Genomic DNA, 24,889 nt, shown 5'->3' on the forward strand with positions numbered 1-24,889 from the left:
GTAACAGTCTTTGGCTACTTCGTATCCAAAGCCTTAACAGCCTCTAAGGAGGAGAATATGAAAAAGCTATTAGCAATGGCGTTGATAACCCTGGTGATAGTGGCAGCCGGTAAACTGACTTGGTTAAGCGGACAGGCAGCGGAAACCCCGCCGGTTCCGCCCGTGCCGCCGGTTCCCGCGCCAGCCCCGGCCGGGATTAAAATCGGGGTGGTTAATATTTTCGATGTGTTCAGCAAGTTCAAAAAACGCGATGCTTACCAGAAAGAACTAAGCAAGGAAGAAGCCGAAGAATACAGGAGCTGGAAAAAGGATTACGATGATGTCATAATGGAAAACCAGAAGTTGATGGAAGAAAACAACGACCCGAACAGCGATTTATGGGCGACCCTTTCCAGCCGCATAGAAACGCTCAGGATGCAGAAGGAACAGCGCATTAAGTTGTGGCGTAAACGGATGAACAAGAAAATCAATACCCAGATGGCGCAGCTTTATAATGAAGTCCGTGAAACCATAGATGCTTACGGCAAGGAAAAAGGTTTTGCGCTGATACTTAAAACAGAACCGGACCGCATCGTGAATTCCAATAACCAGGATGAAGACGCCCAGATGGGGATTAATTTCCGGACGGTTCTTTTCAGCCAGGGCGCCGTTGATATTACCGCCGATATCATTAAGAAACTTAACGGAGAATGATTTGTGCAGGTTAATGTTTCGCAATTAGCCCGTTTGGTTAACGGGAAGGTTTCCGGGAACGGGAATGCGGCGATAAGCGGGTTTGCCGGCATAAACGAAGCGCGCAAGGGCGATGTCACTTTTATCGCCAACGATAAATATATCGGATGCCTTAAAGCGACGAGGGCTTCGGCCGTGGTCGTTTCCGCCAAGCTTAAAGCCAAGACGAATATTCCTTTAATCCGCACGAAGAACCCGGATTTTGCATTTATTAAGATTGCGGAATATTTTAGTTTAAACCGGGCGGCCTTTAAGCCCGGCATCCACCGGACGGTGATTGTCGGGGCGAATGCCCGGATAAGCCCTTCGGCGGCCGTGCAGGCGTATGTCACAATCGGGGAAGGAACGAGAATCGGCAGCCGGACAGAAATATATCCGAATGTTTATATCGGCAAAAACGTAACCATCGGGGATAATTGCCTGGTTTACGCGAACGTATCCATACGGGAAGGAACCGTCATCGGCAACAATGTGATTATCCATAGCGGGACGGTCATCGGTTCGGACGGATTCGGTTACGCGCAAATCGGTCGGAGACGCTATAAAATTCCGCAGACGGGAATCGTGGTGATAGAAGACGACGTGGAAATCGGGGCGAATGTCACCATTGACCGGGCGCGGTTTGATAAAACAGTTATCGGGAAAGGAACCAAGATTGATAACCTGGTGCATATCGCACATAATGTGGTTATCGGAGAGGATTCCGTCTTGGTCGCCCAGGTGGGGATTTCCGGCAGTGCCCGCTTGGGAAAGAACGTTACCATGGCGGGTCAGTCGGCAACGGTCGGCCATATTTCCATCGGGGATAATGTGATGGTTGCCGGGCGGTCGGTGGTGACCAAGAATATTCCTTCGGGGGCGGTTATTTCCGGCTTCCCTGCGCAATTGCACAAGAAGCAATTGAAGCAGGAGGCGTTAATCAGAAGACTGCCCGAATTATATAAGTCCTTGAAAAACAGGAAGTAATTTAGTTTATATGATGCAGTCAACAATCGGAAAAGCGGTTTCGTTCGAAGGAGTGGGCGTATTTTCCGGGAACAAGGTCAAGATAACCCTTGCGCCGGCCGCTCCGGATACGGGCGTTGTTTTTATCCGAAGCGACCTGAAAGACAGCCCGCGCATCCCGGCGACGGTTGATTTTGCCCAGACCAGATATCGCCATACCTGCCTGGTAAACAATGACGCATCGGTTGAGACGGTCGAGCATTTACTTGCATCCTTGCACGGATTCGGGATTGATAATTTGGAAATAACCATAGACGCGCCTGAATTGCCGGTGGGCGACGGCAGTGCGAATGAATTCATTAAGCTCCTTCAATCGGCGGGTAAGGTCATGCAGGATTCTGCCAGGAAGGAATTTGCCCTTAAAGCGCCCGTGGCGATAGAAAAGAACGGGGTTTCTTTGGTGGCACTGCCTTCGGATGATAAGCTGACCGTTGATTATACTTTAAAATACGATGCGCCGATAATCGGGACGCAGAACATGAGGGTTTCTGTCAACCAGGACGAGTTCTTGAGGGAAATCGCGCCGGCAAGGACTTTTTGCCTGGCGGAAGAAATAGAACAGTTTAACAAAATGGGGCTGGGCAAGGGCGGCTCATATAAAAATACGTTGGTGGTGGATAAAGACAAGGTCGTGGATAACGAACTGCGTTTCCCCAACGAGTTTGTTCGCCATAAGATACTTGATTTAATCGGCGATTTATTTTTACTGAATGTTTCCCTTAAAGCGCACATCATTGCTTTGAAGACCGGGCATGAGGATAATCTTAACCTGGTAAAGGCGCTGCACGGCGTGATAAATTCAATCCAGCCCGCGTATCCGGCGAAAAGGGAAACGCTTTTGGACGTAAGGGAAATACAAAATATCTTGCCGCACCGCTATCCTTTTTTATTGATAGACAAAGTAATCAAGATGGAAGGATATTCGCGGGTGGTTGGCTTGAAGAACGCGACGGCAAACGAGCATTTTTTCCAGGGGCATTTCCCGGGGCAGCCGGTAATGCCGGCGGTTTTGCAGTTGGAGGCGATGGCGCAGCTTGCCGGGGTGCTTTTATTGCGCCGGGCGGGAAATGAGAAGAAACTCGGGATTCTGATGGCGATAGATGGCGCAAAACTGAGGAAATCGGTCGTTCCGGGTGACCAGCTGTTTATCGAGGCTGAAACTATCCGTTATAAGACAAGAACGGCGGAAGTCCACGGGAAAATATTGGTTGATGGCGAGCTCGTTTCCGAGGCTGATTTTAAGTTTATGCTGGTAGATAAGGAAAACTAAAGTATGGCTAATATTCATTCTACCGCGGTTGTTTCTCCCAAGGCGCAACTGGATCCGGATGTGGAAATAGGCGCTTATGCCTTTATCGGGGACGATGTTATTATCGGAGCGGGTACGAAAATATGGAATCACGTAACCATTACCGGCCACACCACGATAGGCAAAAATAACAAGATTCTTCCTTACGCGGCAATCGGGCTGGCGCCGCAGGATTTGACTTATAAAGACGAGCCGACTCAGGTTATTATCGGGGACAACAATACCATCAGGGAATTCGTCACGGTTAATCTGGGGGCGGTAAAGGGGGAAAGCAAAACGGTTATCGGTAATAATAATCTTATCATGGCGTACAGTCATATCGCGCATGATTGCATTTTGGAAGACAATATCGTGATGGCCAATTCCGTCCAGCTGGCCGGGCATGTCAAGGTGGAGAAATGCGTTTCTTTCAGCGGGCTGGCCGGGGTGCATCATTTTACCACCATCGGGGAATATTCATTCGTCGGCGGGGTCAGCCGGATTGTGCAGGATGTCCCGCCTTTTATGATGGTGCACGGAAATCCGGCAAGGGTCCGGGCGGTGAATATTATCGGGCTGGAGCGGCGCGGCTTTTCCGCGGAAGCCGTTAAGGCAATCAAGAGTGCTTACAAGCTTATCTGGCATTCCAAAAATACGCCGATGCAGGCGATAAGAATGCTGGAAAAGCAGAAGGATAACCTGCCGGAAGTTAATACTTTGATTCAATTCGTGAAGAGCGCGCAAAAAGGGGTGGAAGGAAGAGCCAAGGAGCTGCTTCGTAAAAAAGGTTTTTAAACACAGATATTTGTTTTCCGTATTTTGATTTAGCGCGATAAGGAGTTTTATGAATTGGAAAAACAAGAAAGTCTTGGTCACGGGCGCCGGAGGGTTTATCGGCAGCCACCTGGTTGAAGAGCTGGTTAAAATGGGTGCCGATGTCAGGTGCTTTATCCGTTATAATTCGCGCGGCGATTGGGGCCAGATAGAGTTTTTACCGGAAAGAATAAAAGACCACCTGGAAATTATCATGGGGGATTTGAAGGACAGCGATGCGGTCAGGAAAACCGCCAAGAAGTGTGATACGATTTTTCACCTGGGCGCGTTGATTGCCATTCCTTATTCATACATACATCCGCTGGATTTTGTACAGACCAATATAACAGGGACGGTAAATCTTTTGAACGCCGCGTTGGAAAATAAAGTGGAAAAGTTTATCCACACTTCAACCAGCGAAGTTTACGGGACGGCGCAATACGTGCCGATTGATGAAGCGCATCCTTTGCGGGGGCAATCCCCTTATTCGGCGAGCAAAATCGGCGCGGACAAGATGGCGGAAAGTTATTACCGGGCGTTTGGCTTAAAGGTGGCGGTTATCAGGCCGTTTAACGCCTACGGACCGAGACAGTCTGCCCGGGCGATTATCCCGACGATTATCACGCAAGCTTTGACAAAAGGTATGATTCACCTTGGTTCTTTATCCCCGAAAAGGGATTTTACTTATGTGGGCGATACGGTAAATGGTTTTATCAAGATTGCCGAATCGGAAAAATCCGTGGGTGAGGTGATTAATATCGGTTCAGGGAAGGAAATAAGCATCGGCGAACTGGCTGATTTGATAGCTAAATTAAGTGTCCGGAAGATAAAAGTGGTTTTCGATGATAAACGGATAAGACCGCCTAAAAGCGAGGTCGAAAGGCTTTTAGCGGATAATAATAAAGCGCATGATTTGATTAACTGGGAACCGACCGTTTCTTTGGAAGAGGGGTTAAAGAAAACAATAAGCTGGGTCAGGCAAAATATTAAGCGTTATAAATGTGATCTTTATAACGTGTAAGTAGGGACGTTTGATATGAAAAGAGCCGTAATTTTAGCCGGAGGAAAAGGCGCCAGGCTTGCGCCGTATTCCACCGTCCTTCCCAAGCCTTTGATGCCGATAGACAGCATGCCTATATTGGAAGTGGTTATCAGGCAACTTAAGTTTTACGGGTTTACCCAATTGACGATTGCCGTCGGGCATCTGGCCGAATTGATAGAATCATTTTTCGGAGACGGAAGAAAATGGGGTGTGAAGATCGATTATTCCAGGGAAGATAAGCCCCTGGGAACAGCCGGGCCTTTATCCTTGGTTAAGAATTTAAAGACGCCGTTTCTGGTGATGAACGGTGATTTGCTTACCACGCTAAGTTACAGGGATTTTATGAATTGCCATACCAAATCCAAGGCGATTGCCACACTAGGGGTTTTTCAGAGAGCGGTTAAGATAGATTTGGGGGTAATAAAAAGCGACAGCAAAAATATTATCAGGGAATATATAGAAAAGCCGTCCTTGGAATATGATGTCAGTTCTGGAATTTATGCCTTCAATCCGTCCGTCCTGAAGCACATCCCAAAAAACAGGCGATTGGATTTGCCGGATTTGGTTCGTAATCTGATCGCAAATAAAGAAACTGTGATGGCGTATAAATTCAAGGGGTATTGGCTGGATATCGGGCGCCATGATGATTACGCGCAGGCCGCGGAAGAATTCAGCAGGAACCGGCGCAAGTTTTTAAGACAATGAAAAAAGCTTTAATCACAGGGGTAAACGGATTCAGCGGCATTCATCTGGCGGAGTTTCTTCTGGGTCAAAAGGTAAGTGTTTGCGGGATAGATATCTCTCCGAAGATTTCCCATCACTATAAAATCAGGACGGATATTAAATACATAAAGCTTGATATCCTTGATGCGAAGGCGGTATCAAAGGTAATCCGGGATATAAAACCGGATTATATTTTTCACTTGGCTGGTTTATTAAAGGGTGATAACCTTGCCGAGTTTTTAAAGGTGAACGTCCAAGGCACGCAAAATATCCTTGAAGCGGCATATGTCGTAAAATCAAAAGTCCTTATCAGCGGCTCGGCCGCTGAATACGGAATAGTTTCAAGCAAAGAGCTGCCTATTAATGAAGAAACGCCGCCGCGGCCCATCGGTTTTTACGGCATCAGCAAGCTGGCGCAGACGATGCTGGGATACCAGTATTTTATAACCAGAGGAATGCCGGTTTGTTTAACCAGGGTGTTTAATATGACCGGGCCTGGGGAAAAGCAATCGATGTTTTGCTCTTCCGTCGCACAACAGATTAAGCGCATTGCGGAGCGCACAGCAAAGCCGGTTATTTATGTCGGCAATATTACCCCGAAACGAGATTTTATTGATGTTCGTGATGTGGTTCGCGCGTATTGGGCGATTATTAACAAGGGAAAAATAGGCAGGATATATAATATTTGTTCAGGGAAAGCATACGCGATGAAAGATATTATAAAAATGATGGGGAAAATCGCCCGCGTGAAAAAGCTGGTTATAAAACCTGATCCGCGAAAGGTTCGCGCGATAGATATCCCGGTCCACAAGGGCGATTATTCGGCGCTCCGTAAAGATACCGGATGGAAGCCGGCAATCAAGCTTGAACAGACATTAAAAGATATTTTACAATTCGTATAAGGAGTTGCTCTCCATGAAAGCGCTTTATCTGGTAGCGGCTCTCCCCACCGCAAATAACCCCCGCACCGGCGTTTTTGTCAGAGAGCAGATTGATTCGCTTAGGGTTAAAGGCGTTGAGATAGATACGCTGGTCGTTAACGACAGAAAAGAGGATAAATACGGCGCTTATTTGAAGGCAATTGTCAAACTAAACAAAAAGATAAGGCAAAACAGATACGACTTTATACATGCGCATTATGGCTCTCTTGGTTTGATTGCCTGTTGCCAAGCCAAGTTGCCCTTCGCGATAACTTTCTGGGGGGATGATGTTTTAGGTACCCCGGATAAAACAGGACGTTATAAAACAAGAACGAGTTTGCTGGTTGCCTTAAACAAGATTAATGCCAATAAAGCATTCATGGTTATTGTCCAGTCTGAAGAGATGAAAAAACGCCTGGGGAAACCTGACGCGTTTATCATTCCGTTCGGGGTTGATTTAAACCTGTTCAATCTTACTAATAAAGACGATGTTTGCGCAGCCTTAAAGATAAATTCCGGTAAGAAACGGATTTTGTTTGCCAACGATTCCTCTATTCCGGTAAAACAATTTAACTTGGCCAGGAAAGTATTTGATGTGGTAAAAGAAAAACGTCCCAATACAGATTTGGTTGTTACAAATAAATATCCGCGCGAGGCGATGCCTTTATACATGAACGCCTGCGACGCGCTGATTCTTACGTCTTTACACGAAGGCTCCCCGAATGTAATTAAGGAGGCGATGGCCTGTAACCTTCCGATAGTTTCGGTTGATGTAGGTGATGTCCGCGAGGTAATCAAGGATACGAAAAACTGTTTCATCACTTCACGAGATCCGAAAGAAATGGCGGAGCGAATTATACAGATTTTTGATTCGGGCGAACGCAGCGACGGTCGAGAACATATCGGTCATTTAGATATAAATAATATCGCCCAGCAAATTATAGAAGCATATAAAAAAGCATGCAAAAAGTCTTAATGGTTGTTCACTCGTATTACCCTTCGGACCCGCGCGTAAAACGCGAAGCGGTTGCGCTGCATGATAAAGGGTTTGAGGTTGATGTCGTTTGTTTGCGGGAGAATAACGAGCGGCGGTATGAAACCGTAAACGGAATAGGCGTTCACCGCCTGCCTGTTAAAAGGCATAGGGGAAGCGGTTTTTTTATCTATTTGACCGAGTATTTGACTTTTTTCTTCTTAGCCTTATTAAAAACCTCTTCACTATTTATCGAAAAGCGCTACAAAATAATCCAAATACATACCTTGCCGGATTTTCTGGTATTTTGTTCTTTGGTTCCAAAATTATTCGGAGCCAGAGTTATACTGGATATGCATGAGGTCATGCCGGAATTCTTTTCCTACCGTTATGGCATTCCGAAAGAACACCCGGCAAATCGTATTATTCAGCTATCCGAGAAGTTGTCAATCATGTTTGCCGACCATGTGATTACGGTAAGCGATACGCTCAAAGAAATACTGGTTTTGCGCGGCGTCCCCGCTCATAAAATAACGATAATAATGAATGTCGCGGATGAAAAACTATTTAAGCCGCGTGTAACGACACAGGTTAAGCAAAAAGTTTTTACATTGGCTTATCACGGATTGTTATCGGGTATATATGACCTTAACGTTGTTTTTACCGCTTTAAAAATACTTAGGGGGAAGATTCCAAATCTAAGGTTTATAGTTATCGGTAAAGGCCCGCAAGGCCCGGAATATAAAAATGCCGTTTGTAAGTTAGGTCTGGAATCTGTCGTATCTTTTGAAGGGCATATGCCTCAGGAGAAAGTTATTCCATTGCTTAATAATGTTGATATCGGAATTGTCCCGTTGGATAAAAGCGAGTTTACTCAGATTGCTTTTCCGACAAAAGTGGTTGAATACATTGCCATGGGAATACCGGTGATAACCGCTAACCGAAAAACCGTTAAACAATATTTTAATGATAATACAATTGCCTTTTATGAGGCGGGCGACCCGCAATCTCTGGCGGATAGAATTATTGAATTATACCGGCATCCGGAAAGATTGAATAATCTGGTAAAAACCGCTTCGGATTGTTATAAAGAAATAAGCTGGGATAAAATGAAGAATCGGTATTATCAACTGATGGATAATATTGTGGGAGGAACGAGATAATGTATTTGGTTACGGGCGGCGCCGGTTTTATCGGTTCGCATATTGCGGAAGCTCTTGTTAAGCAGGGCAAGAAGGTGCGGATTCTGGATAATTTCTCTAAAGGCCGCATGGAAAACCTCAAAGGAATTCTCGATAAAATACAGTTGATAAAGGGTGATATCCGCAGTAAACCCGATGTAAGGCATGCGGTTAAGGGCGTTAAATATATCTTCCATGAAGCCGCATTATGCTCTGTTCCTAAATCACTGGATAATCCTGGAGAGTTTAATGAAGTAAATGTTACCGGCACTTTAAATCTTCTTATGGCGGCACGTGAATACGATATTAAGCGGTTTGTCTTTGCTTCTTCAAGCTCAGTCTACGGCAATGATAAAACCTTTCCGAAAAAAGAATTCTTTTTCCCTCAGCCCATTTCCCCATATGCTGCCAATAAACTGACCGGAGAATATTATTGCCGTGTTTTCTGGGAATCTTACAGGTTGCCTACGGTTGTATTGCGTTATTTCAACGTTTTCGGCCCCAGGCAGAGGTTGGATGACCAGTATGCTGTGGTTATCCCAAAGTTCATTTCGTCATTGTTAAATAATCAAAAGCCTCCTGTTCATGGTGATGGCAGGCAATCCCGTGATTTTACTTATGTTGTTAATGTGGTTCGAGCCAATCTTATTGCTATAAAAGCCAGGCCGCATTCCTTTGGTAAGGTTTTTAATGTCGCTTGTAATAATGCGTACACCATATTAGATTTAATAAAGATTCTTAATAAGCTTATGGGAAAAAATATAAAACCGGCTTTTTTGCCTTCCCGTAAAGGGGATATTAAACACAGCTGGGCTGATATTTCGCTTGCCAATAAACATTTGGGTTATAAACCGCTGGTCGGATTTGAAGAAGGGTTAAAACAAACCATAGAATATTTCAAGTAACTACAACAGGAGATATATAATGATAACCATTGATGACTTCAGGAAAATAGAATTGAAAACCGGTAAAATAATATCCGTGGAAAACCACTCCAACGCCGATAAATTATATGTGCTGAAGGTTGATATCGGCGGGGAAATCAGGCAGATTGTCGCTGGATTAAAACCGTATTTAAAACCCGAGGAATTGCTTAATAAGAATGTCGCGGTTGTAGTGAACCTTCAGCCGGCAATACTGCGCGGAGTAGAAAGCCAGGGGATGGTGCTGGCGGCTTCGGCAGAAGGATTGGTTACAATTTTAACCCCTGATAAAGAAGTGCCTCCCGGCTCCCGGGTATCTTAATAAGGTTTCTTGGTTAAGCCGGTAACGCATCTCAGGTCTTTTATATTCCGCCGTGCTTTTGCCGGATTACCGTAAGCAACCGCCCGCGCCGGAATATCCTTTGTCACGACCGAGCCCGCCCCGATTAAAGCGTATTCGCCTATTTTCACGAATGGCAGTATGGTCGAACCCGCCCCGATTTGCGCGCCTTTTCCGATGGTCGGCCCTTTCATGCATTCCCTGGAAAACTTGCATCCCGGATGCATATCATTGGCGATGGTCACTCCGGGCGCCATAAACGCGCCGTCCCCGATACTGGTAAACTGCGCCACGTAACAATTGGAATGGATTTTGACGTCATTCCCGATTTTGCAACCGTAATCAATCACCGAATTATTCCATATCTTAAAATCGTTCCCGATAGAGTTTTCTTCCCTGATGATGACGTTATGTCCGGTCTCCAGGTTATCGCCTATTTTCGAGCCCAGATATACGATGCTCCCGCGCCTGACCTTGGCGTTTTTCCCGATAACCAGCGAACTATCCGCAATCTTCCTTTGCGGTTGGTAGCCGACTTCGGTATTCTTTTCGAATTTATATCCTCTACCTAACAAAATCTTTTTTCTTATCATTTGAGAATCCAATCAAAAGATTGTCCCCTTCTTTTTTATAATCCAAATCCGAATAAATATAAGTCCCGTTTTCCGGTTTAACCAGAGCTCTTTTAAGGTTGTCGGCAGAGGTTATGATGACCTTTCCGTCCACCTGTTCGAGGTACATTATCGCTGCTTTCACTTTCGGTCCCATGCTTCCGCTCCCGAAATGCCCTTCCTTTAAATATGCCTTTGCTTCGGTTAAAGACATCTTGTCAATCGCTTTCTGGTTTGGTTTTCCGTAATTTAGATATACTTTCGGAATCGTGGTTAATATTAAAAGCGTTTGCGCCTTCATCTCGCTTGCCAGTATTGCCGAGGCAACATCTTTGTCAATTACCGCTTCGATGCCTTCATAATCATTATCCGCTTTTTTCCAGATGGGGATTCCGCCGCCGCCTAAGGCAATGACCACGTGCCCGTCCACGGCGAGGTCGTGTATCATCGGGCGCTGGATTATCTTTACCGGCATCGGGGATGCCACCACACGGCGGTATCCGCGGCCGCTGTCTTCTTTCATCTGCCACTTGCGCTCTTTTTCCAGGATGCCCGCTTTTTCCTTGTCAAAGAAGGGGCCGATTGGCTTGGTTGGATTCTTAAATGCCGGGTCGTCTTTATTGACCACCACCTGCGTAATCATCGTGACGACATAGCGTTTTATTTTATGCCGCCTCAGTTCATTAAGTATTGCCTGCTGCAAAATATAGCCGATGCTCCCTTCGGACTTGGCGACGCAGACATCTATGGGCATTGACGGAACCTGCTCACTGGCGGATTCATTTTGTATTAGGATATTGCCAACCTGCGGGCCGTTGCCGTGCGTGATAACCAGGTCGTAATCTGCCTTAAGTAAAGGAAATAGCTCCTTGGCAGTGCGCGCGGCGTTGGCTTCCTGCTCGCTGATAGTCCCTTTTTCCTTCTCGGTCAGGAGCGCATTCCCGCCCAATGCTAATACCAATAGCGGTCTTGTTTTGTTCATAGTTTTTATTAAGGATACCGGGTAAATGTTAAAACTGAATTATAGTAACTTTTGCCTTTGGGTCAATCAAAATAAGATTTAATCAATTCTGCCACTAAGACACAAAGGCACAAATAGGAAAAACTAATAATTTAATTCTTAGTGTCTTGGTGCCTTCGTGGCTAATTTTTGGAATAATGCGAATTGAAGACCTGCTTGGTTAATAAACATCTCCAGCCCGCTTATGATGCGGCATACTTTTGCCCGCGCCTGGCGCAGCAATTTAGTTTCAGGCGGACGGTATATTGTATCCATAACCGCTAATCCTTTATGCAGGAGCTTTGCCGGGATTGGAGCGGCGTTTGGTTTCGGCATCATCCCGACAGGCGTGGCATTGATTAAAATATCAGTTTGCTTCATTGTTTCTTTTATCTTATGCCATTGAATAGCCTTGCATCCCAAGTCACGGGCCGCTTTTACGGCTTTGTCATAATGGCGATTGGCAATGGTAACCCTTGCTCCGTTATTTATAAGTTCATGGGCGATTGCCCGCCCCGCCCCGCCCGCTCCGAGGATTAAAATCTGCTTATCTTGCACTGAGCCTGTCGAAGCGCCTAAAGCCAGAATTGCGCCCCTGCCGTCCGTATTCGTACAGATAAAACCGCCTTTCTTGTCGCGGTAAATAGTGTTAACTACGGAATTCCTTATCACTTTCTCTTTGAATGGCATCGTCACGCTAAGCGCGCGGATATCCAGCGCACGCATCAGTTCAGGCAGAACCTTTATATTATGTATAAGGAACGGCAGATAAACCGCATTCATTTTGTATCTCTTGAATAATCCGTTGAATAATACCGGGCTTAGGGAATACTTTACGGGATTACCGATTAGGCCGAAAACACGTGTTTTATTGTTTATCTTATCTGCCTGGTAATTATATTTCATCTCGTGGTAATCCAGTTGCCCCTCTGCGGTCCCTTCGGCGTTGTTAAGCGAGGCGTAAGACATCCATCCCCCGAACCGGCGGTAGAGCACACGGCTTGATAATCCTGCCTCTCCCATACAAAAGGCTGTGGTTGGTATAGTATCTTTGGTGTGTTTCAGTAAATTGAATATTTTAAGGTTATCCAATATATCATTAGCATAAGTGACTATCTTAATAACATCCGACCTGGTTTCAGCCATTTGCTTATGGAGCCGTTTAAGGAAAGCCAACGAGGGCGTTTCCTTGAAATCATGGTAAGAAGCGATTATCTTAGGCAGTCCTCGCTTGATATGGGGCATGTCTTCAAACGCTACATCCACATAGTCAAAGCGTCCGGAATCAATGGCGGATTGGAGGAGGCGGATATTGTTCTTGGAGCGGCAAGTGAATATTAACCTGGTCCGGCCGGTTTTGGGAATGCGCTTTATATCGAAATCAGGAATCCCATCCGCGCGGAGCTCGATAAAATCCGGCTTTTCCTTGAGAGCCAGTTGGAGTTTCTCCATCAGGCCACTGAACGATGTCGCTTTAATCGATATACACAACATAATAAATCTTTTAAATCAGCCACAGAGGCTCAGAGAACACGGAGACCAAACATTTTATTTACAATTTCCTCTGTGCCCTCTGTGCCTCCGTGGCTAATTTGCCACCATAATTACCTTGCTAAAACCGAAATTTATGTTATAATAATACTCTTATAAGTTAAAGTAAATATAAAAGAAAGGATAGTTATGGCAGAAAAGAAAGAGGCTTGCGGATGCCAAGGAACCTGCGGCGGACTGATGACCAAGGTGGAAGCAGCGTTAAATAAAATCCGTCCGATGTTAGCTGCGGACGGCGGTAACGTGGACCTTGTTTCCGTGGATGCGGCGAGCGGCGTGGTAAAGGTAAAGCTGGTCGGCGCCTGCGGATGCTGCCCGATGAGCCAGATGACCCTGAAAAACGGGATTGAACAGGCATTGAAAAAAGCCATTCCGGAAATCAAGAAAGTCGAATCGGTTTAAGCCGCATTTCCTATCCAATAGAAGATAAGGCGTCCCGACGATTGCGTCGGGACGCCTTTTTTATTCCACCCGTCTTCGTATATTTCAGGGCTGTCATACTTAATTCCATTGTCTTTTTTTCCGCAAGGGGTGGATAAATTTCTGGGGGCTGTAGTACGCCTAACTCCATATTTACAAGGGTGTTATGAACTCTGCAGGCTGTATCTCCTTGTTTTATAAGAAATTGGGGCGATTTTCCACCTCTCTGACCACTACCCCCCCATCCCCACCCTCCCTATGGGGTATTTCTACGGTAGGGAGGGGCGGTCTGTATGGTGGGGATGGTTATTCCGGACGGCAGGGTAGGATGTTCTGTAGGACGGGGTAGAATATTCTGTACGGTTGGGAGGGGTGTTCTGCACGGACGGGTAGTGCCCTCCGTACGGACGGGATGGTTATTCCGCAGGGTGGGGAGCAGTGTTCCGTACGGCAGGGAGTAATCCTCTATTGGGTGGGGATGGATGGTTTATACGGTATGGATATACCCTTCATACGGCAGGTAGGGAGCCTTTGTAGGGAGGGGCGGGGGTTTTAAAAAGTTATAAATAGTCGATTAAACGGCATGATAGCTAATGTTTCGCTCTACTTCTTTTCCGTTCCTCCATTGGGATTTGCCTCGCTTGCTTTCTTTGGAATAGGCGGACCGGTTTTGATACTCTCAAAGAAAAACTCGTCTTCATTTCCATTAGCGGGTTTTATTATTAAAGTTCCATATATGTAGTTGGAACCAGAGGCACGGCCGCGCCAAGTTGACGTGTCACCATTTTTGTTCTTCTGAACGGCTTCCCATTTAGTTTCATTACGATATTTTACATTTGAATAATCTGTCGGAGCGTATCCTTGGGATGCAAACACCTTGGAACTCATCTTAGTTTCTGTAAATGTTAGCTGGTCTTTATATGAATTTTCTGTCGTCCAATGGTGAGCCGCAACACAAACTTTAATTACCCAAACACCATCCGGATATGATTCCCGGACAGGAGGAGTAATCTTTCTCCATTTGTTTTCATTATAGCTCCCACATTCCCACTCAGTCGCCAAAGAATATTCATCAGGCCATCGTGTTACAGGTTTTCCCCCTGTATCTTTTCTCCAAAAACCCAGATGATAACTCCCTATAAATGTCATCTTCCCGTCTTTTCCATAGTCAGCAGGGAAGGCGCAGAATCCGAACTTGTTTAGATTTGTGTAATCTTTACCGTCGTTATCGTAATCCTGCCTGTAAGGAACCCCATTTTCATCCAGAGTTATGGCCATATAATAGTAACCTTGTTTTGGAATCGGTTTCTCTGGCGGCACCCATGAATATGCTTCTCTGAGCGGTGCAAAATCAGCCTGCGCTAATTCGATATCAATATATCCATTCCTTATCGCATAATATCCTGCTACATCCGCCGTCCAAAAGTCTAATTGACCGGTACCGCTACTCGACGTACATCTAAAAGGTAAAACACTAGAAATAAACGCTTGGAATTGTTTCAGCACCGCGGCTTCGTTTCTCTCCAAAGCGGTTGGTGTAAATAACAAGATTACAATTAGCGTAGTTATAATCAATAAAGACAACAGAACCCAAAGCCGTTTTCTCCTCGGCTTAGCCGAAGTCTGTTCTGCTTGTGTATTTTTTTCTGGCAGTTCAGATACCATATTAAACTTGCTTCTTATTCCTCGCTTATTTCGGTAAGGATGCCGTTGGTGAAAACCACCTTAGTCGTTTGATAGGGGCTCCTTTGATAGGTCCATTCCTCGGTCGAGCCGTATTTGCTTAAGTCCGTCTTGGTGCTTACCGGCACGCCCCACGCCATCTTTACCTCAACCGGTTTCATGGTGAGAACCAGTTTTTCATTGATGATGTTTTCCACCTTCTCGTCAATATTGCGCCGGTATATCGGGTCGCGTTCGGCAAAGAGCACCCATTCCCTGACCGTTTCCCAGATATTGTCCGAAGGGCTGTATTTGCGGCGTTCGATTACTTTTTCGCCTTTGATAAAAACGATATTATCAATATAGTTATTAACATAGAGCCAGATTTCGTATTTGGTGTACCGGATTTTCATGGTCTCCTTAGGCCTTTCCCAGCCTTTCATAATCCGGAGCTCTTCGGTCAGCATTCCGGGACGGATTTCCTGGCAGCCGATGGCAAAGAGTAAATAAGTTGATAAGAGGATAAGAAAGAAATATTTCATAAAATATAAATCTTTAGTAAGCGGATTAAGCCGATTCAGCCCCACTCTTCCCGCTTCGCGGGATTCGGGGACGCCCGATTAACAATTATTACTTGAATGGGCGCAGATTTTTCTATATCTATTATCAGTTCAATCCATTTACTTTACTGATTCTATCATTCCCCCAGTAAAAGGCAACAAATTTTAATAGACAATCGATCCGAATAAAAGTAAAATGACTTCTCTATGATAAAACGCCATAAAACAAGAGCAGTCTGGATTGGCAAGGTCAAAGTCGGCGGCGGCGTCCCGGTCTCCGTCCAGTCCATGACCAAGACCAAAACCGAGGATATAAAATCCACGGTCCGCCAAATCCGCGAACTCGAGGATTTGGGATGCCAGATTATACGCCTGGCAATCCCGCGGATGAGCTCGGCGCAGGCGATTTCCAAGATAAAGAAACAAATTCATATACCGATAGAGGCGGATATACATTTTAATCCGGAACTGGCTTTGGAAGTAATAAAGCAGGGGGTGAATTCCGTCCGCCTGAATCCGGGAAATACCACAAACAAAGATGCGATAAGGGAAGTGGTGGCTCAAGCCAAGAAGCGGGAAATACCGATTCGGGTAGGGCTTAATTCCGGTTCGGTGTGGGGTTATAAGGGTAAAACGGGTAACACGATGGAGCAAAAACTGGTAGCCTGCGCGATAGAATTCAGCCGGTTCCTGGAATCGCTCAAGTTCCGTGATATCATGGTATCATTAAAGGCGTCCGATGTCGTTTCCACGATTAACGCCTATAGATTAATCGCCCAGAAAACTGATTATCCCTTACATCTTGGCGTGACCGCGGCCGGGCCGTTAAACAGTTCGATAATAAAATCCGCAATCGGAATCGGCTCGCTCCTGGCGGACGGCATCGGAGATACGATAAGGGTTTCGATAACCGGCACGCCGCATGACGAGGTGCGCATTGGCCATGAGATTTTGGAATCGCTCGGGTTAGCCAAAAGGCGTAAACCGGAAATAATCGCCTGCCCGACCTGCGGCAGATGCGAGATTGATATTGTGAAAATTGTGAAGCAAGTGGAATCACTAATCAAAAATCCGAAATCCGAAATCCGAAATCCGAAATTAAAGATTGCGATAATGGGATGTGTGGTAAACGGTCCGGGCGAGGCCAGGGAGGCGGATATCGGAATCGCCGGAGGAAAGGATTTCGCTTTCCTCTTCAAGCATGGCAAGAGAATACGCAAAGTCCCAAGCGGAAAAATCGTCCCGGAATTTATAAAAGAAATAAAGAAATTATAACTCTTAAACTTTTAAACCCTTGAACTTTTAAACCAAGGAGCTTATGTCCCAGCGCAGAATTACTGCCATACTAATTGTCATCTTCCTGCTTTTCGGCTTACTGGAGGTGAAATTGTTTTCTCTCCAAATACTTAACGGTTCGTATTACAAGGTGGAAGCGCAGAAACGGAGCATGCGGATAGAATTGATTCCGGCATTACGCGGAAAGATTCTTGACCGTAATGGCAAAATATTAGCAGAGGATAAAACCGCTTTTGATATGTATATTGTCCCGGCGCAGATTAATAAGAAGCCGGATACGATTCCGGCGTTGGCAAAAGTGCTGGGGGTGAAGAAAGAGGATGTAGAAAAGAAGTTCAAAGATATCATAAACCAGATTAACCGTAAGGCGGAAGGCAAAACCGAACGCGAAGCCAAGAAAATCATCACGCGAGAGATGCGCGGTTCTTATAAAATCTGGGTGAATGTCAGCCTGGATACGGTGGTGGAGATAGAAGCCAATCCAACGCGCTATCCGGGAGTCTTTGTCGAGGAAAAAGTCAAGCGAGCTTATCTTTATGACGACCTGGCATGCCATATCATCGGCTATATGGGGCAGATTTCCTCAGAAGAGTACCAGTATCTGAAGAAAAAGGATTATTTCGTCCAGCACATGAACCCGATGGTGGATGATACCACCTGCCAGATACTGGAGGATAAGGGCGAGTTTATTGCCAAGCAGTTCGGCAGGTTCGGAGTGGAGAAAAGCTTTCAGGAAGAGCTTACCGGTGTAGACGGCGTGCGCACGGTGGAGATGGATTTTATCAACCGGGTGGAAAAAGAACTCAGCCGTTTCCCTCCGACCGATGGGAAGGATATTTACCTGACGATAGATGCAGGCTTGCAGAAACAGATAGAAACGCTTCTTAAGGATAAAGTGGGCAATACCAAAGCCGGCTCAGTTATCGTGATGGACGTTACCAACGGAGAAATCCTGGCAATGGCGAGTGCGCCCGGATTTAATCCGAATCTTTTGCAGAGCCCGGTTTCCAAGGAAACAGTCGATTATATTTTCCACCATCCCAAACAGCCGCTTTTTAACCGGGTGATTGCCGGGCAATACGCGCCGGGCTCGCTTTTTAAGATTGTCACGGCGACGGCTGGGTTGCAGGAAAACAAGATAAGCAGTTCCACTTATTTTAATTGTGACGGGTATTATTCGAGAAGCTCCAAACACTTCAAGTGCTGGATAGCCGAGCATAACCGTGAGCACGGTTCTATGAATGTGGTAAGCGGGCTCCAGCATTCCTGCAACGTGTTTTTCTTTAATACGGGCAGGGTTACCGGAGAGGAAAACATCCTCGGCTGGGCGGCCCGTTACGGCTACGGCAAGAAGAGCGGCATTGACCTTAAAGGCGAGGTGGAAGGATTGCTCCCTTCTCCGGAACAAAAACTGCATCGATATAAGCAAAAATGGGCCGTAGCCGATACACTTAATATATCCATTGGACAGGGTGATTTAATGGTAACGCCGATACAGGTCGTGCGGATGATGGCGGCGGTTGCCAACGATGGGCTTCTTTTGACTCCGCGTATCATAAAGAATGATGTTAAATCGTTATTCCTATCCGAGCCATCCGGCGAAATAACCCAGCAGAGGGGGGAAGAGCTTAATATTTCAAACGAAGCGCTTTCTTTGATAAGGCGGGGTTTATATGAAGTGGTCCATTCACCAGGCGGAACGGCAAACGGCCTGGGATTGAATGCGTTTCCGGTTGCCGGAAAGACAAGCACCGCGGAAACAGGGACCGCGACGATAGAGCGTTTGCCGCACGCCTGGTTTACCGGTTTTGCGCCCTACGACCCTTCAGATTCCTCAGGACGAACCGGCAAGCCGCGCTTTGCCTTTGTGGTAATGATTGAACAGGGCGGAAAAGGAAGCGCGACCTCGGTGCCCATTACCGCCGGTTTTATGGAGACCGCTTTGAACGTTGTCGGAGTGGAAACTTCCTCCGAAAAAGAGAAGGATGAGGAATAGAATACTAGATAACCGGGGGATCCCGACCGAAGTCGGGATAATCTGGTATTCTGATTCTCTGATGTTCTGATATACTGTAAAACATATGCCGCGCAGTTTAAATTCAGTCGTAATCATCCCGATGCTTCTACTTACATTAATAGGCATCATCGCCATCTGGAGCGCCGCGCCGGATGTTTCTGATAAGTTAACCGGCCTGTCCAGAATATTTGCCAATCAGGCGGTTAAGCAGATTGCTTTTACGCTCGTTGCGCTTCTAGCTTTCGGGATAATACTTCTGGTCAACTATTATAAACTGAAGGATTATACTTATGCGTTATACATCGGACTTTTGGTTTTGATTTTATTGCTGATAGCCTGGGGCCGGGTATCGCACGGAGCCCGTCGCTGGTTCCAGCTGGGGCCTTTTGCTTTGCAGCCATCAGAATTTATGAAAATCGTGCTGGTTCTTATGCTTGCCCGGATAATGATGCATAAGCGCAATGTCGAACGCTTCAGGGATTTATTTGTCCCTTTGATTGTTACGCTCATTCCTTTCGGACTGGTTTTTCTCCAGCCCAGTTTAGGGACGGCCCTTTTGTTTCTGCCTACATTTGTCGTGATGGTTTTTGTTTCAGGAACGCCTGCCAGGAATATTATTATTATGTTTGTCGTTATCGCAATTATTGCCCCGATAGGGTATTTCTTTGTGCTTAAGGATTACCAGCGTTACCGTTTGCTCGGATTTCTTACCCCATCAACGATACCTTCGAGCGAAGGTTTCCAGTTGATTCAATCCAAAGTGGCAGTTGGCTCGGGAAGCATCATCGGGCGCGGATGGGGAGAAGGTGATTCTTCCGGTTCACTCTTCGTTCCGGAACGGCATAATGATTTTATCTTTACCACCATAAGCGAGGAATGGGGCTTCGTCGGGAGCTCGCTGGTGATTGTTTTATACCTGATAATGTATCTGGGGGCGGTTTTTATCGCTTATAATACCAGGGAGCCTTTCGGGCGGCTTGCTATACTCGGTTTGGTCACCTATTTAACGGCGCAGACTTTTATCAATATCGGAATGACGATAGGGTTTGCGCCGATTACGGGCTTGCCCATGCCTTTCGTCAGTTACGGAGGTTCTTCGCTTCTTTCTTCTTATATTGCCATGGGATTGATTGTCAATATCGGGGTGAACCAGCTTCCTTCATTTGCCTCAAGGGATTTTGAATAAAGCCGGGTTGGTTACTCGTATCTTAAAGCTTCTATAGGATTAAGCCGGGATGCCCTCCATGCCGGGAAAAAACCGAAGAATATCCCGACTGCTGCAGAGAAAACAAAAGCCAGGACAGCCGATTGCGCCGAAACCAGGACGGGCCAGCCGTTGGAATTAGCGATGATTTGCGCTGCAGTGCCGCCAAGGATTATCCCGAAAATGCCCCCAATTCCGGCCAGGACCATGGCTTCCACCAGGAATTGTAATAAGATATCCTTGCTGCGTGCGCCGACTGCCATGCGCAGCCCGATTTCGCGCGTCCGTTCCGTAACCGAGACGAGCATGATATTCATGATGCCGATTCCGCCGACAATCAGTGAAATAGAGGCGATTACCGCCAAAAGGAGTGTCATCAGGGTTGAAGTGCTGGTGATAGCCTCGGTTATTTCTGCCGTATCAACGATGCTGAAATCGTCGTCGGTTCCTTCTCCCAGTTTGTGGCGTTGCCGTAAAATGGATGTAATATCGGCTTTAGCAGGCTCGATTGTTTTTATCGAGGTGGCGCTGACCAGGAGCTGGTTGACGCTGTTAAAAGAACCTCTCTGTAGAAAGCGGCTGACCGATGACCAGGGGGCGATGATTACATCATCCTGGTCCTGCCCGAAAGCGGCGCTTCCTTTCTTTTCCATCAAGCCTATTATCCTGAAAGGCATATTTCTGATGCGGATTGTTTTTCCGACAGGCGATTCCGTATTGAATAATTCCTTGGCGACCGTCGCGCCGACAACGCATACTTTAGAAGCGGCTTTGACATCCGAATCGGTAAAAAAGGCGCCTTCTTTTACCTGCCAATTCCTTACTTCCAGATAACTCGGAGAGACGCCGCTCACGCTGACGCCCCAGTTTTTATCCTGATAAATTGCCTGGCCGCCTGCCCGGACCATGGGAGAGACCGCTTTGACGTAAGGGCATTCATTCATAATCGCATCGGCATCCTGCGCTGTCAGCGTGGAGCGGGTGCCGGCGCCGAAGTGGAATCCTCCGGAAGAGGCGCTGCCCGGAAATATCATCAGGATGTTATCGCCCATGCTGCTGATTTGTTCTTCTATCATCACGGTGGCTCCCTGGCCGACCGCCACCACTGCAATTACCGCGGCAATGCCGATGATGATGCCCAGCATGGTCAGGATAGAGCGGACTTTGTTCCTTATCAGCGCCCGCAGGGCGACTTTTAATGTAAGAAATAAGCTCATATTGTTAATTTGGGACGATTTGCCCGTCCCTTATATGTATCAGCCTTTTAGCGTATTTGGCAATATCGTGTTCGTGGGTAATAAGAATTATCGTGATGCCTTCCTTGTTAAACTGGTTAAAGACATCCATTATTTCTTCGCTTGATTTGGTATCGAGGTTTCCTGTCGGCTCGTCAGCCAGGATAATCGGCGGTTGGTTAATCAAGGCGCGGGCGATTGCCACCCTTTGCTGCTGCCCCCCGGAAAGCTGGCTGGGGTGATGGTATATTCTATCGCTGAGGCCTAAGCGCTTCAGCATATTTATGGCTTTCTCTTTTTTCTGTCGCCCGGAAAGGGCGTCACCATTTTCTCCCAGGCTGTAAAACAAAGGCAATTCCACATTTTCCAGGGCGGTGGTGCGCGGCAGGAGATTAAAGCTCTGGAAGACAAAGCCGATTTTCTTATTACGTATTTGAGCCAGGGCGTTGCGGTTTAAGCCGGTCACTTCTTTATCTTCCAGTAAATACTGCCCGTCGGTGGGCTGGTCCAGGAATCCGATAATATTCATAAGTGTGGTTTTCCCTGAACCGGAAGCGCCCATGACAGCGACGAATTCACCTTTATCAATATTAAGCGAAACGCCCCTTAAAGCGGGGATTTCTATCTCGCCAACCTTGTAAGTTTTAGTTATACGGTTAAGAGTAATAAGCATAATTTAACGCCTGCGCCCCGGACTGGGCATAAAAGGGTTGGTTTTTGTCGTTGTTTCCGTCGTGTCTGTAATTCCGGTGACGATTTCCATCCCGTCAGAGACCTCCCCTTTTATTATTTCCGTGAAAGAGCCGTCTGAAATACCGGTTATTATGGGGATGGATTTTAGGAGCTTTTTGTCTGTCAGGACCCAGAGCTTGCTTTTTTGCATTCCTGTTTTTGACATGGAACTTCTTCTGCCAGGGCCGTGGTCGCTTGAGAAGCCCGGCCTTTCGCGCCTCATGGAAGATCTTGTCCTTGAAGAATCCGTTCCAGATATGCTTGAAGGTCCCCGTTCTCCCGGAAGGGCCGGAAATTCAGCTTCAGCGGTTTTGGAGATTGAATCCGTTTCCGCAACAAGGCTTTCATCCGGAATAAAGCGCAGGGCGGAGTTGGGGACTTTGAATACATCCATGCGGCGTTCTACTTCAATGGTGAGGTTGGCGGTCATGCCAGGAAATAATTTTTCATCCGGGTTTTCGGCGCTGATAATAACCGTATAGGTTACCACGTTGGAAACCGATGTGGCGGAAAGCCTTACCTGGGTTACCACACCGAAAAACTCTATGTCCGGGTAAGCGTCTACGGTGAATTTTACCGGCTGCCTTTCTTTTATTTGCCCGATATCGGATTCGGGAATGTTTGCCTGTATTTGTATTTGTTTTAAATCCGTGGCGATAATGAAAATCATCTGGGCAGACGTGCTACCTACCACCATTTGTCCTTCATCCACATTGCGTGATATGACTATCCCGTCCACCGGGGATTTTATCGTTGTATATGCCAGGTCTACTTCCGAAGATTGCAAAGCTGATCTGCTTTGGTCGACCGAAGCCAGAGAGACTTTAAGCTGTGCGGAAATGGAATCGTAATTTGCAATCGCCGCGTCTAATTCAGATGTGGAAATCAAATCGCGCTCGGCGAGTTTTTTGGAGCGGGTAAGTTCGTTTTGCGCCTGCAATAAGCTGGCACGGACGCGTTCCACATCGGCTTCACTGCGGATTAAATTAGCTTTGCTTTGGGCGACCTTTGTTTCATAAACCGCCGGGTCTATCTGGGCGACGATTTGCCCTTCGGTTACCTTGGAATTATAATCGGCATATAGTTTGAGAATCGGGCCTGTTACCTGGGTGCCGACCTGGACCTGTTTTAAGGGTTTTACTTCGCCCGTAGCACCGACAGTTTGAATGACGTTCCCTTTTTCAACCGTGGCGGTTCGGAAGCTTGTCGAGCCGGCGTCTTTTCTGAAGAGTTTCAATCCTGCCCAGCTCAAGAAGGCGATTACAACGATGATAATAAGAAGCTTAAGTTTTTTCATGATCATTTTTCTCCTATGGTGCTTTTGATAAGTGCGATGGCTGTCTGGTAATCGAACTGGGCCTGGATTTTATCTACCTGTGCTTTGGTTAAAGAAACCTGGGCATCGGTTACTTCCACGGCGGACGCCTTGCCGATTTTGTAACGTTCGGTAATCAAGTTCAGTGTTTCCGCCGCCTGCTTGACCGTTAAATCCGCCAGGGTCAGGCGTTCTTGGGCGGATTCCAGTTGTGCTACCGCGCGGGTCAGGTCAAGGTAAATTTTCTGTTCCAAAGAAGCCTTTGCCGCCCTGGTGGATCTCAGATTTGCCACAGCCTGGTCGATTTGGCTGGTATTCTGGAATCCATTGAAGAGATTTAAACCCAAAGAGCTGCTTAATGACCAGTTCCAGACCAGGGGGAATTCGCTGCCGCTCCACCGGTAACTGCCGCTTAAGGAAAGCGAAGGAAATAGATTGGCGATTGCCTTGTCAACCGATGCCGAGGCCGCGCGCTCGCGGGATTGCTGGGCCAGAAATTCAGGCTGTTGTTCCTTGGCGGTTTTAAGAAGGCTCTCGAAAGAATAATCTTTCATCTCCGCTGGTTTTGATTCCTCAATCGTATATTCCGGGTCTTCGGCCAGGCCGAGCGTGTTATTAAGAACCGCCCGAGCTGTGCGCAAGTCATTGCGGCTGTTGACCAGGCTGATGCGCGCGTTGCTTAAATCCACTTCTGCCTTGGTGATATCGTATTTAATCTTTCCGCCGACCTCTACCTGGATTTTAGTTTGTTCCAGGTGTATTTCATACTGTTTTACGGTTTCCTCGGCCACTTTAAGCAATGCCTGTTGTTTTGATAAATCGTAATACGCCTGCTTGACGTTATAGGCAAGAGAATTTTCCGCTGCTTTCAATGATGATTCCGCGGTAAGCTTGTTTTCATAAGCCTGGCGGATATTGGCGGGTGTTTCGCCGAAATCATAAATCAACTGGCTCAAAGAAACGCCGGTTGAATAAGAAGAGTCCCCTAATGTATTATCAGCCGTCTTGGTTGATGTGTTTGAAGTGGATTTAGAAACGCTGGCGTTTGCGCTGACCGTGGGAAGGTATCCGGCAATCGCGTCACCGTATTGTTTTTCCGAACTTATAAGGGATTGCCTTGACTGGACCATGGAAGGATGGTATTGCAGGGCGATTTCCAGCGATTTATCCAAAGTCAATACGGAATCCTTGGTTAATCCTATTTCCGAAGCCGTAACGGTCCGTTCTCCCGCAGGTATATTATCCGTATCCTGCGCCTTGCGCGCCTCGCGGACGGATGAGCACCCTGTTACCAGCCAAGCAGCCGCCAATACAAAAATTAAAAGTTGTCTAAGGCTCATAATTTT

At 46.7% G+C, this 24,889-nt stretch carries 24 protein-coding genes; 15 read left to right on the forward strand and 9 right to left on the reverse strand.

What is annotated here, in order from left to right; genetic code table 11:
- Window positions 1-57: 57 nt before the first annotated feature.
- Genes HY811_10170 through metG form a run of 11 tightly spaced genes read left to right on the forward strand, consistent with a single transcriptional unit; the run spans window position 58 to window position 9,922 of the window.
- The gene (locus HY811_10170) at window positions 58-693 is read left to right on the forward strand and encodes an OmpH family outer membrane protein (GenBank protein MBI4835160.1); all 636 of its coding nucleotides are present in this window, start codon (window positions 58-60) and stop codon (window positions 691-693) included.
- A gap of 3 nt (window positions 694-696) precedes the next feature.
- The gene (gene lpxD, locus HY811_10175) at window positions 697-1,698 is read left to right on the forward strand and encodes a UDP-3-O-(3-hydroxymyristoyl)glucosamine N-acyltransferase (protein ID MBI4835161.1); all 1,002 of its coding nucleotides are present in this window, start codon (window positions 697-699) and stop codon (window positions 1,696-1,698) included.
- A gap of 10 nt (window positions 1,699-1,708) precedes the next feature.
- Window positions 1,709-3,007, forward strand: a complete 1,299-nt coding sequence (lpxC, locus tag HY811_10180; protein MBI4835162.1) for a UDP-3-O-[3-hydroxymyristoyl] N-acetylglucosamine deacetylase — start codon at window positions 1,709-1,711, stop codon at window positions 3,005-3,007.
- 3 nt (window positions 3,008-3,010) lie between these two features.
- On the forward strand, window positions 3,011-3,820 hold the full coding sequence (gene lpxA / locus HY811_10185) for an acyl-ACP--UDP-N-acetylglucosamine O-acyltransferase (protein MBI4835163.1): 810 nt from the start codon (window positions 3,011-3,013) through the stop codon (window positions 3,818-3,820).
- 49 nt (window positions 3,821-3,869) lie between these two features.
- Entirely contained in the window at window positions 3,870-4,859 is a 990-nt protein-coding gene (locus HY811_10190; GenBank protein MBI4835164.1) for a GDP-mannose 4,6-dehydratase, read from the forward strand.
- Between the two features lie 15 nt (window positions 4,860-4,874).
- Complete coding sequence (locus HY811_10195; protein ID MBI4835165.1) at window positions 4,875-5,585, forward strand: NTP transferase domain-containing protein; 711 nt, start codon at window positions 4,875-4,877, stop codon at window positions 5,583-5,585.
- Window positions 5,582-6,505, forward strand: coding sequence for a GDP-mannose 4,6-dehydratase (locus HY811_10200; GenBank protein MBI4835166.1), 924 nt, complete (start codon window positions 5,582-5,584; stop codon window positions 6,503-6,505). Before HY811_10195 ends, HY811_10200 begins: the two co-directional genes overlap by 4 nt.
- Window positions 6,506-6,518: 13 nt before the next feature.
- On the forward strand, window positions 6,519-7,499 hold the full coding sequence (locus HY811_10205) for a glycosyltransferase (GenBank protein MBI4835167.1): 981 nt from the start codon (window positions 6,519-6,521) through the stop codon (window positions 7,497-7,499).
- Window positions 7,484-8,659, forward strand: coding sequence for a glycosyltransferase family 4 protein (locus HY811_10210; protein MBI4835168.1), 1,176 nt, complete (start codon window positions 7,484-7,486; stop codon window positions 8,657-8,659). The genes HY811_10205 and HY811_10210 overlap by 16 nt, the downstream gene beginning before the upstream one ends.
- Window positions 8,659-9,582, forward strand: a complete 924-nt coding sequence (locus tag HY811_10215; GenBank protein ID MBI4835169.1) for an SDR family oxidoreductase — start codon at window positions 8,659-8,661, stop codon at window positions 9,580-9,582. Before HY811_10210 ends, HY811_10215 begins: the two co-directional genes overlap by 1 nt.
- Before the next feature lie 19 nt (window positions 9,583-9,601).
- Window positions 9,602-9,922 (forward strand): methionine--tRNA ligase subunit beta, encoded by a 321-nt coding sequence (gene metG, locus HY811_10220; GenBank protein MBI4835170.1) that lies wholly within the window; start codon window positions 9,602-9,604, stop codon window positions 9,920-9,922.
- On the opposite strand, the gene HY811_10225 is transcribed toward metG, so the two are convergent.
- The 3 genes from HY811_10225 to HY811_10235 form a co-directional block, all read right to left on the reverse strand.
- Window positions 9,919-10,533: an N-acetyltransferase gene (locus HY811_10225; GenBank protein ID MBI4835171.1), complete on the reverse strand. Its 615-nt coding sequence runs from the start codon at window positions 10,531-10,533 to the stop codon at window positions 9,919-9,921. The two genes, metG and HY811_10225, sit on opposite strands and share 4 nt — an antisense overlap.
- On the reverse strand, window positions 10,505-11,533 hold the full coding sequence (gene arcC / locus HY811_10230; GenBank protein ID MBI4835172.1) for a carbamate kinase: 1,029 nt from the start codon (window positions 11,531-11,533) through the stop codon (window positions 10,505-10,507). Before arcC ends, HY811_10225 begins: the two co-directional genes overlap by 29 nt.
- Window positions 11,534-11,671: 138 nt before the next feature.
- On the reverse strand, window positions 11,672-13,045 hold the full coding sequence (locus HY811_10235; protein ID MBI4835173.1) for a type I 3-dehydroquinate dehydratase: 1,374 nt from the start codon (window positions 13,043-13,045) through the stop codon (window positions 11,672-11,674).
- A 234-nt stretch (window positions 13,046-13,279) separates the two neighbouring features.
- On the opposite strand from HY811_10235, the gene HY811_10240 reads away from it, so the two are divergent.
- Window positions 13,280-13,504: a NifU family protein gene (locus tag HY811_10240; protein MBI4835174.1), complete on the forward strand. Its 225-nt coding sequence runs from the start codon at window positions 13,280-13,282 to the stop codon at window positions 13,502-13,504.
- Between the two features lie 621 nt (window positions 13,505-14,125).
- Here HY811_10240 and HY811_10245 read toward each other — a convergent pair.
- The gene (locus HY811_10245) at window positions 14,126-15,187 is read right to left on the reverse strand and encodes a hypothetical protein (protein MBI4835175.1); all 1,062 of its coding nucleotides are present in this window, start codon (window positions 15,185-15,187) and stop codon (window positions 14,126-14,128) included.
- A gap of 14 nt (window positions 15,188-15,201) precedes the next feature.
- Window positions 15,202-15,726: a hypothetical protein gene (locus HY811_10250; GenBank protein MBI4835176.1), complete on the reverse strand. Its 525-nt coding sequence runs from the start codon at window positions 15,724-15,726 to the stop codon at window positions 15,202-15,204.
- A gap of 225 nt (window positions 15,727-15,951) precedes the next feature.
- On the opposite strand from HY811_10250, the gene ispG reads away from it, so the two are divergent.
- The 3 genes from ispG (at window position 15,952) to rodA (ending at window position 20,243) form a co-directional block, all read left to right on the forward strand.
- Window positions 15,952-17,019, forward strand: a complete 1,068-nt coding sequence (gene ispG / locus HY811_10255; GenBank protein ID MBI4835177.1) for a flavodoxin-dependent (E)-4-hydroxy-3-methylbut-2-enyl-diphosphate synthase — start codon at window positions 15,952-15,954, stop codon at window positions 17,017-17,019.
- Between the two features lie 43 nt (window positions 17,020-17,062).
- The gene (gene mrdA, locus HY811_10260; protein ID MBI4835178.1) at window positions 17,063-19,036 is read left to right on the forward strand and encodes a penicillin-binding protein 2; all 1,974 of its coding nucleotides are present in this window, start codon (window positions 17,063-17,065) and stop codon (window positions 19,034-19,036) included.
- 85 nt (window positions 19,037-19,121) lie between these two features.
- Window positions 19,122-20,243, forward strand: a complete 1,122-nt coding sequence (rodA, locus tag HY811_10265; GenBank protein MBI4835179.1) for a rod shape-determining protein RodA — start codon at window positions 19,122-19,124, stop codon at window positions 20,241-20,243.
- 11 nt (window positions 20,244-20,254) lie between these two features.
- Here rodA and HY811_10270 read toward each other — a convergent pair whose 3' ends face one another.
- Genes HY811_10270 through HY811_10285 form a run of 4 tightly spaced genes read right to left on the reverse strand, consistent with a single transcriptional unit; the run spans window position 20,255 to window position 24,883 of the window.
- The gene (locus HY811_10270; GenBank protein MBI4835180.1) at window positions 20,255-21,478 is read right to left on the reverse strand and encodes an ABC transporter permease; all 1,224 of its coding nucleotides are present in this window, start codon (window positions 21,476-21,478) and stop codon (window positions 20,255-20,257) included.
- A gap of 4 nt (window positions 21,479-21,482) precedes the next feature.
- The gene (locus HY811_10275; protein ID MBI4835181.1) at window positions 21,483-22,169 is read right to left on the reverse strand and encodes an ABC transporter ATP-binding protein; all 687 of its coding nucleotides are present in this window, start codon (window positions 22,167-22,169) and stop codon (window positions 21,483-21,485) included.
- Window positions 22,170-22,172: 3 nt separating this feature from the next.
- Window positions 22,173-23,525 carry an efflux RND transporter periplasmic adaptor subunit gene (locus HY811_10280; GenBank protein ID MBI4835182.1) on the reverse strand — a complete coding sequence of 451 codons (1,353 nt, stop codon included), beginning with the start codon at window positions 23,523-23,525 and terminating at the stop codon, window positions 22,173-22,175.
- A 2-nt stretch (window positions 23,526-23,527) separates the two neighbouring features.
- A complete protein-coding gene (locus HY811_10285; protein MBI4835183.1) occupies window positions 23,528-24,883 on the reverse strand; it encodes a TolC family protein in 1,356 nt (451 codons plus the stop codon).
- Between the last annotated feature and the right edge of the window lie 6 nt (window positions 24,884-24,889).

The organism is Planctomycetota bacterium (assembly GCA_016207825.1).
In the GTDB taxonomy this organism is placed as follows: Bacteria; Planctomycetota; MHYJ01; order JACQXL01; family JACQZI01; genus JACQZI01.

Bases quoted from the DNA above. Each gene is read 5' to 3' on its own strand.
- HY811_10170 (MBI4835160.1), top strand. From the start codon at position 58: ATGAAAAAGCTATTAGCAATGGCGTTGATAACCCTGGTGATAGTGGCA.
- lpxC (MBI4835162.1), top strand. From the start codon at position 1,709: ATGATGCAGTCAACAATCGGAAAAGCGGTTTCGTTCGAAGGAGTGGGC.
- lpxA (MBI4835163.1), top strand. From the start codon at position 3,011: ATGGCTAATATTCATTCTACCGCGGTTGTTTCTCCCAAGGCGCAACTG.
- HY811_10190 (MBI4835164.1), top strand. From the start codon at position 3,870: ATGAATTGGAAAAACAAGAAAGTCTTGGTCACGGGCGCCGGAGGGTTT.
- HY811_10195 (MBI4835165.1), top strand. From the start codon at position 4,875: ATGAAAAGAGCCGTAATTTTAGCCGGAGGAAAAGGCGCCAGGCTTGCG.
- HY811_10200 (MBI4835166.1), top strand. From the start codon at position 5,582: ATGAAAAAAGCTTTAATCACAGGGGTAAACGGATTCAGCGGCATTCAT.
- HY811_10205 (MBI4835167.1), top strand. From the start codon at position 6,519: ATGAAAGCGCTTTATCTGGTAGCGGCTCTCCCCACCGCAAATAACCCC.
- HY811_10210 (MBI4835168.1), top strand. From the start codon at position 7,484: ATGCAAAAAGTCTTAATGGTTGTTCACTCGTATTACCCTTCGGACCCG.
- HY811_10215 (MBI4835169.1), top strand. From the start codon at position 8,659: ATGTATTTGGTTACGGGCGGCGCCGGTTTTATCGGTTCGCATATTGCG.
- metG (MBI4835170.1), top strand. From the start codon at position 9,602: ATGATAACCATTGATGACTTCAGGAAAATAGAATTGAAAACCGGTAAA.
- HY811_10225 (MBI4835171.1), bottom strand. From the start codon at position 10,533: ATGATAAGAAAAAAGATTTTGTTAGGTAGAGGATATAAATTCGAAAAG.
- arcC (MBI4835172.1), bottom strand. From the start codon at position 11,533: ATGAACAAAACAAGACCGCTATTGGTATTAGCATTGGGCGGGAATGCG.
- HY811_10235 (MBI4835173.1), bottom strand. From the start codon at position 13,045: ATGTTGTGTATATCGATTAAAGCGACATCGTTCAGTGGCCTGATGGAG.
- HY811_10245 (MBI4835175.1), bottom strand. From the start codon at position 15,187: ATGGTATCTGAACTGCCAGAAAAAAATACACAAGCAGAACAGACTTCG.
- HY811_10250 (MBI4835176.1), bottom strand. From the start codon at position 15,726: ATGAAATATTTCTTTCTTATCCTCTTATCAACTTATTTACTCTTTGCC.
- ispG (MBI4835177.1), top strand. From the start codon at position 15,952: ATGATAAAACGCCATAAAACAAGAGCAGTCTGGATTGGCAAGGTCAAA.
- mrdA (MBI4835178.1), top strand. From the start codon at position 17,063: ATGTCCCAGCGCAGAATTACTGCCATACTAATTGTCATCTTCCTGCTT.
- rodA (MBI4835179.1), top strand. From the start codon at position 19,122: ATGCCGCGCAGTTTAAATTCAGTCGTAATCATCCCGATGCTTCTACTT.
- HY811_10270 (MBI4835180.1), bottom strand. From the start codon at position 21,478: ATGAGCTTATTTCTTACATTAAAAGTCGCCCTGCGGGCGCTGATAAGG.
- HY811_10275 (MBI4835181.1), bottom strand. From the start codon at position 22,169: ATGCTTATTACTCTTAACCGTATAACTAAAACTTACAAGGTTGGCGAG.
- HY811_10280 (MBI4835182.1), bottom strand. From the start codon at position 23,525: ATGAAAAAACTTAAGCTTCTTATTATCATCGTTGTAATCGCCTTCTTG.
- HY811_10285 (MBI4835183.1), bottom strand. From the start codon at position 24,883: ATGAGCCTTAGACAACTTTTAATTTTTGTATTGGCGGCTGCTTGGCTG.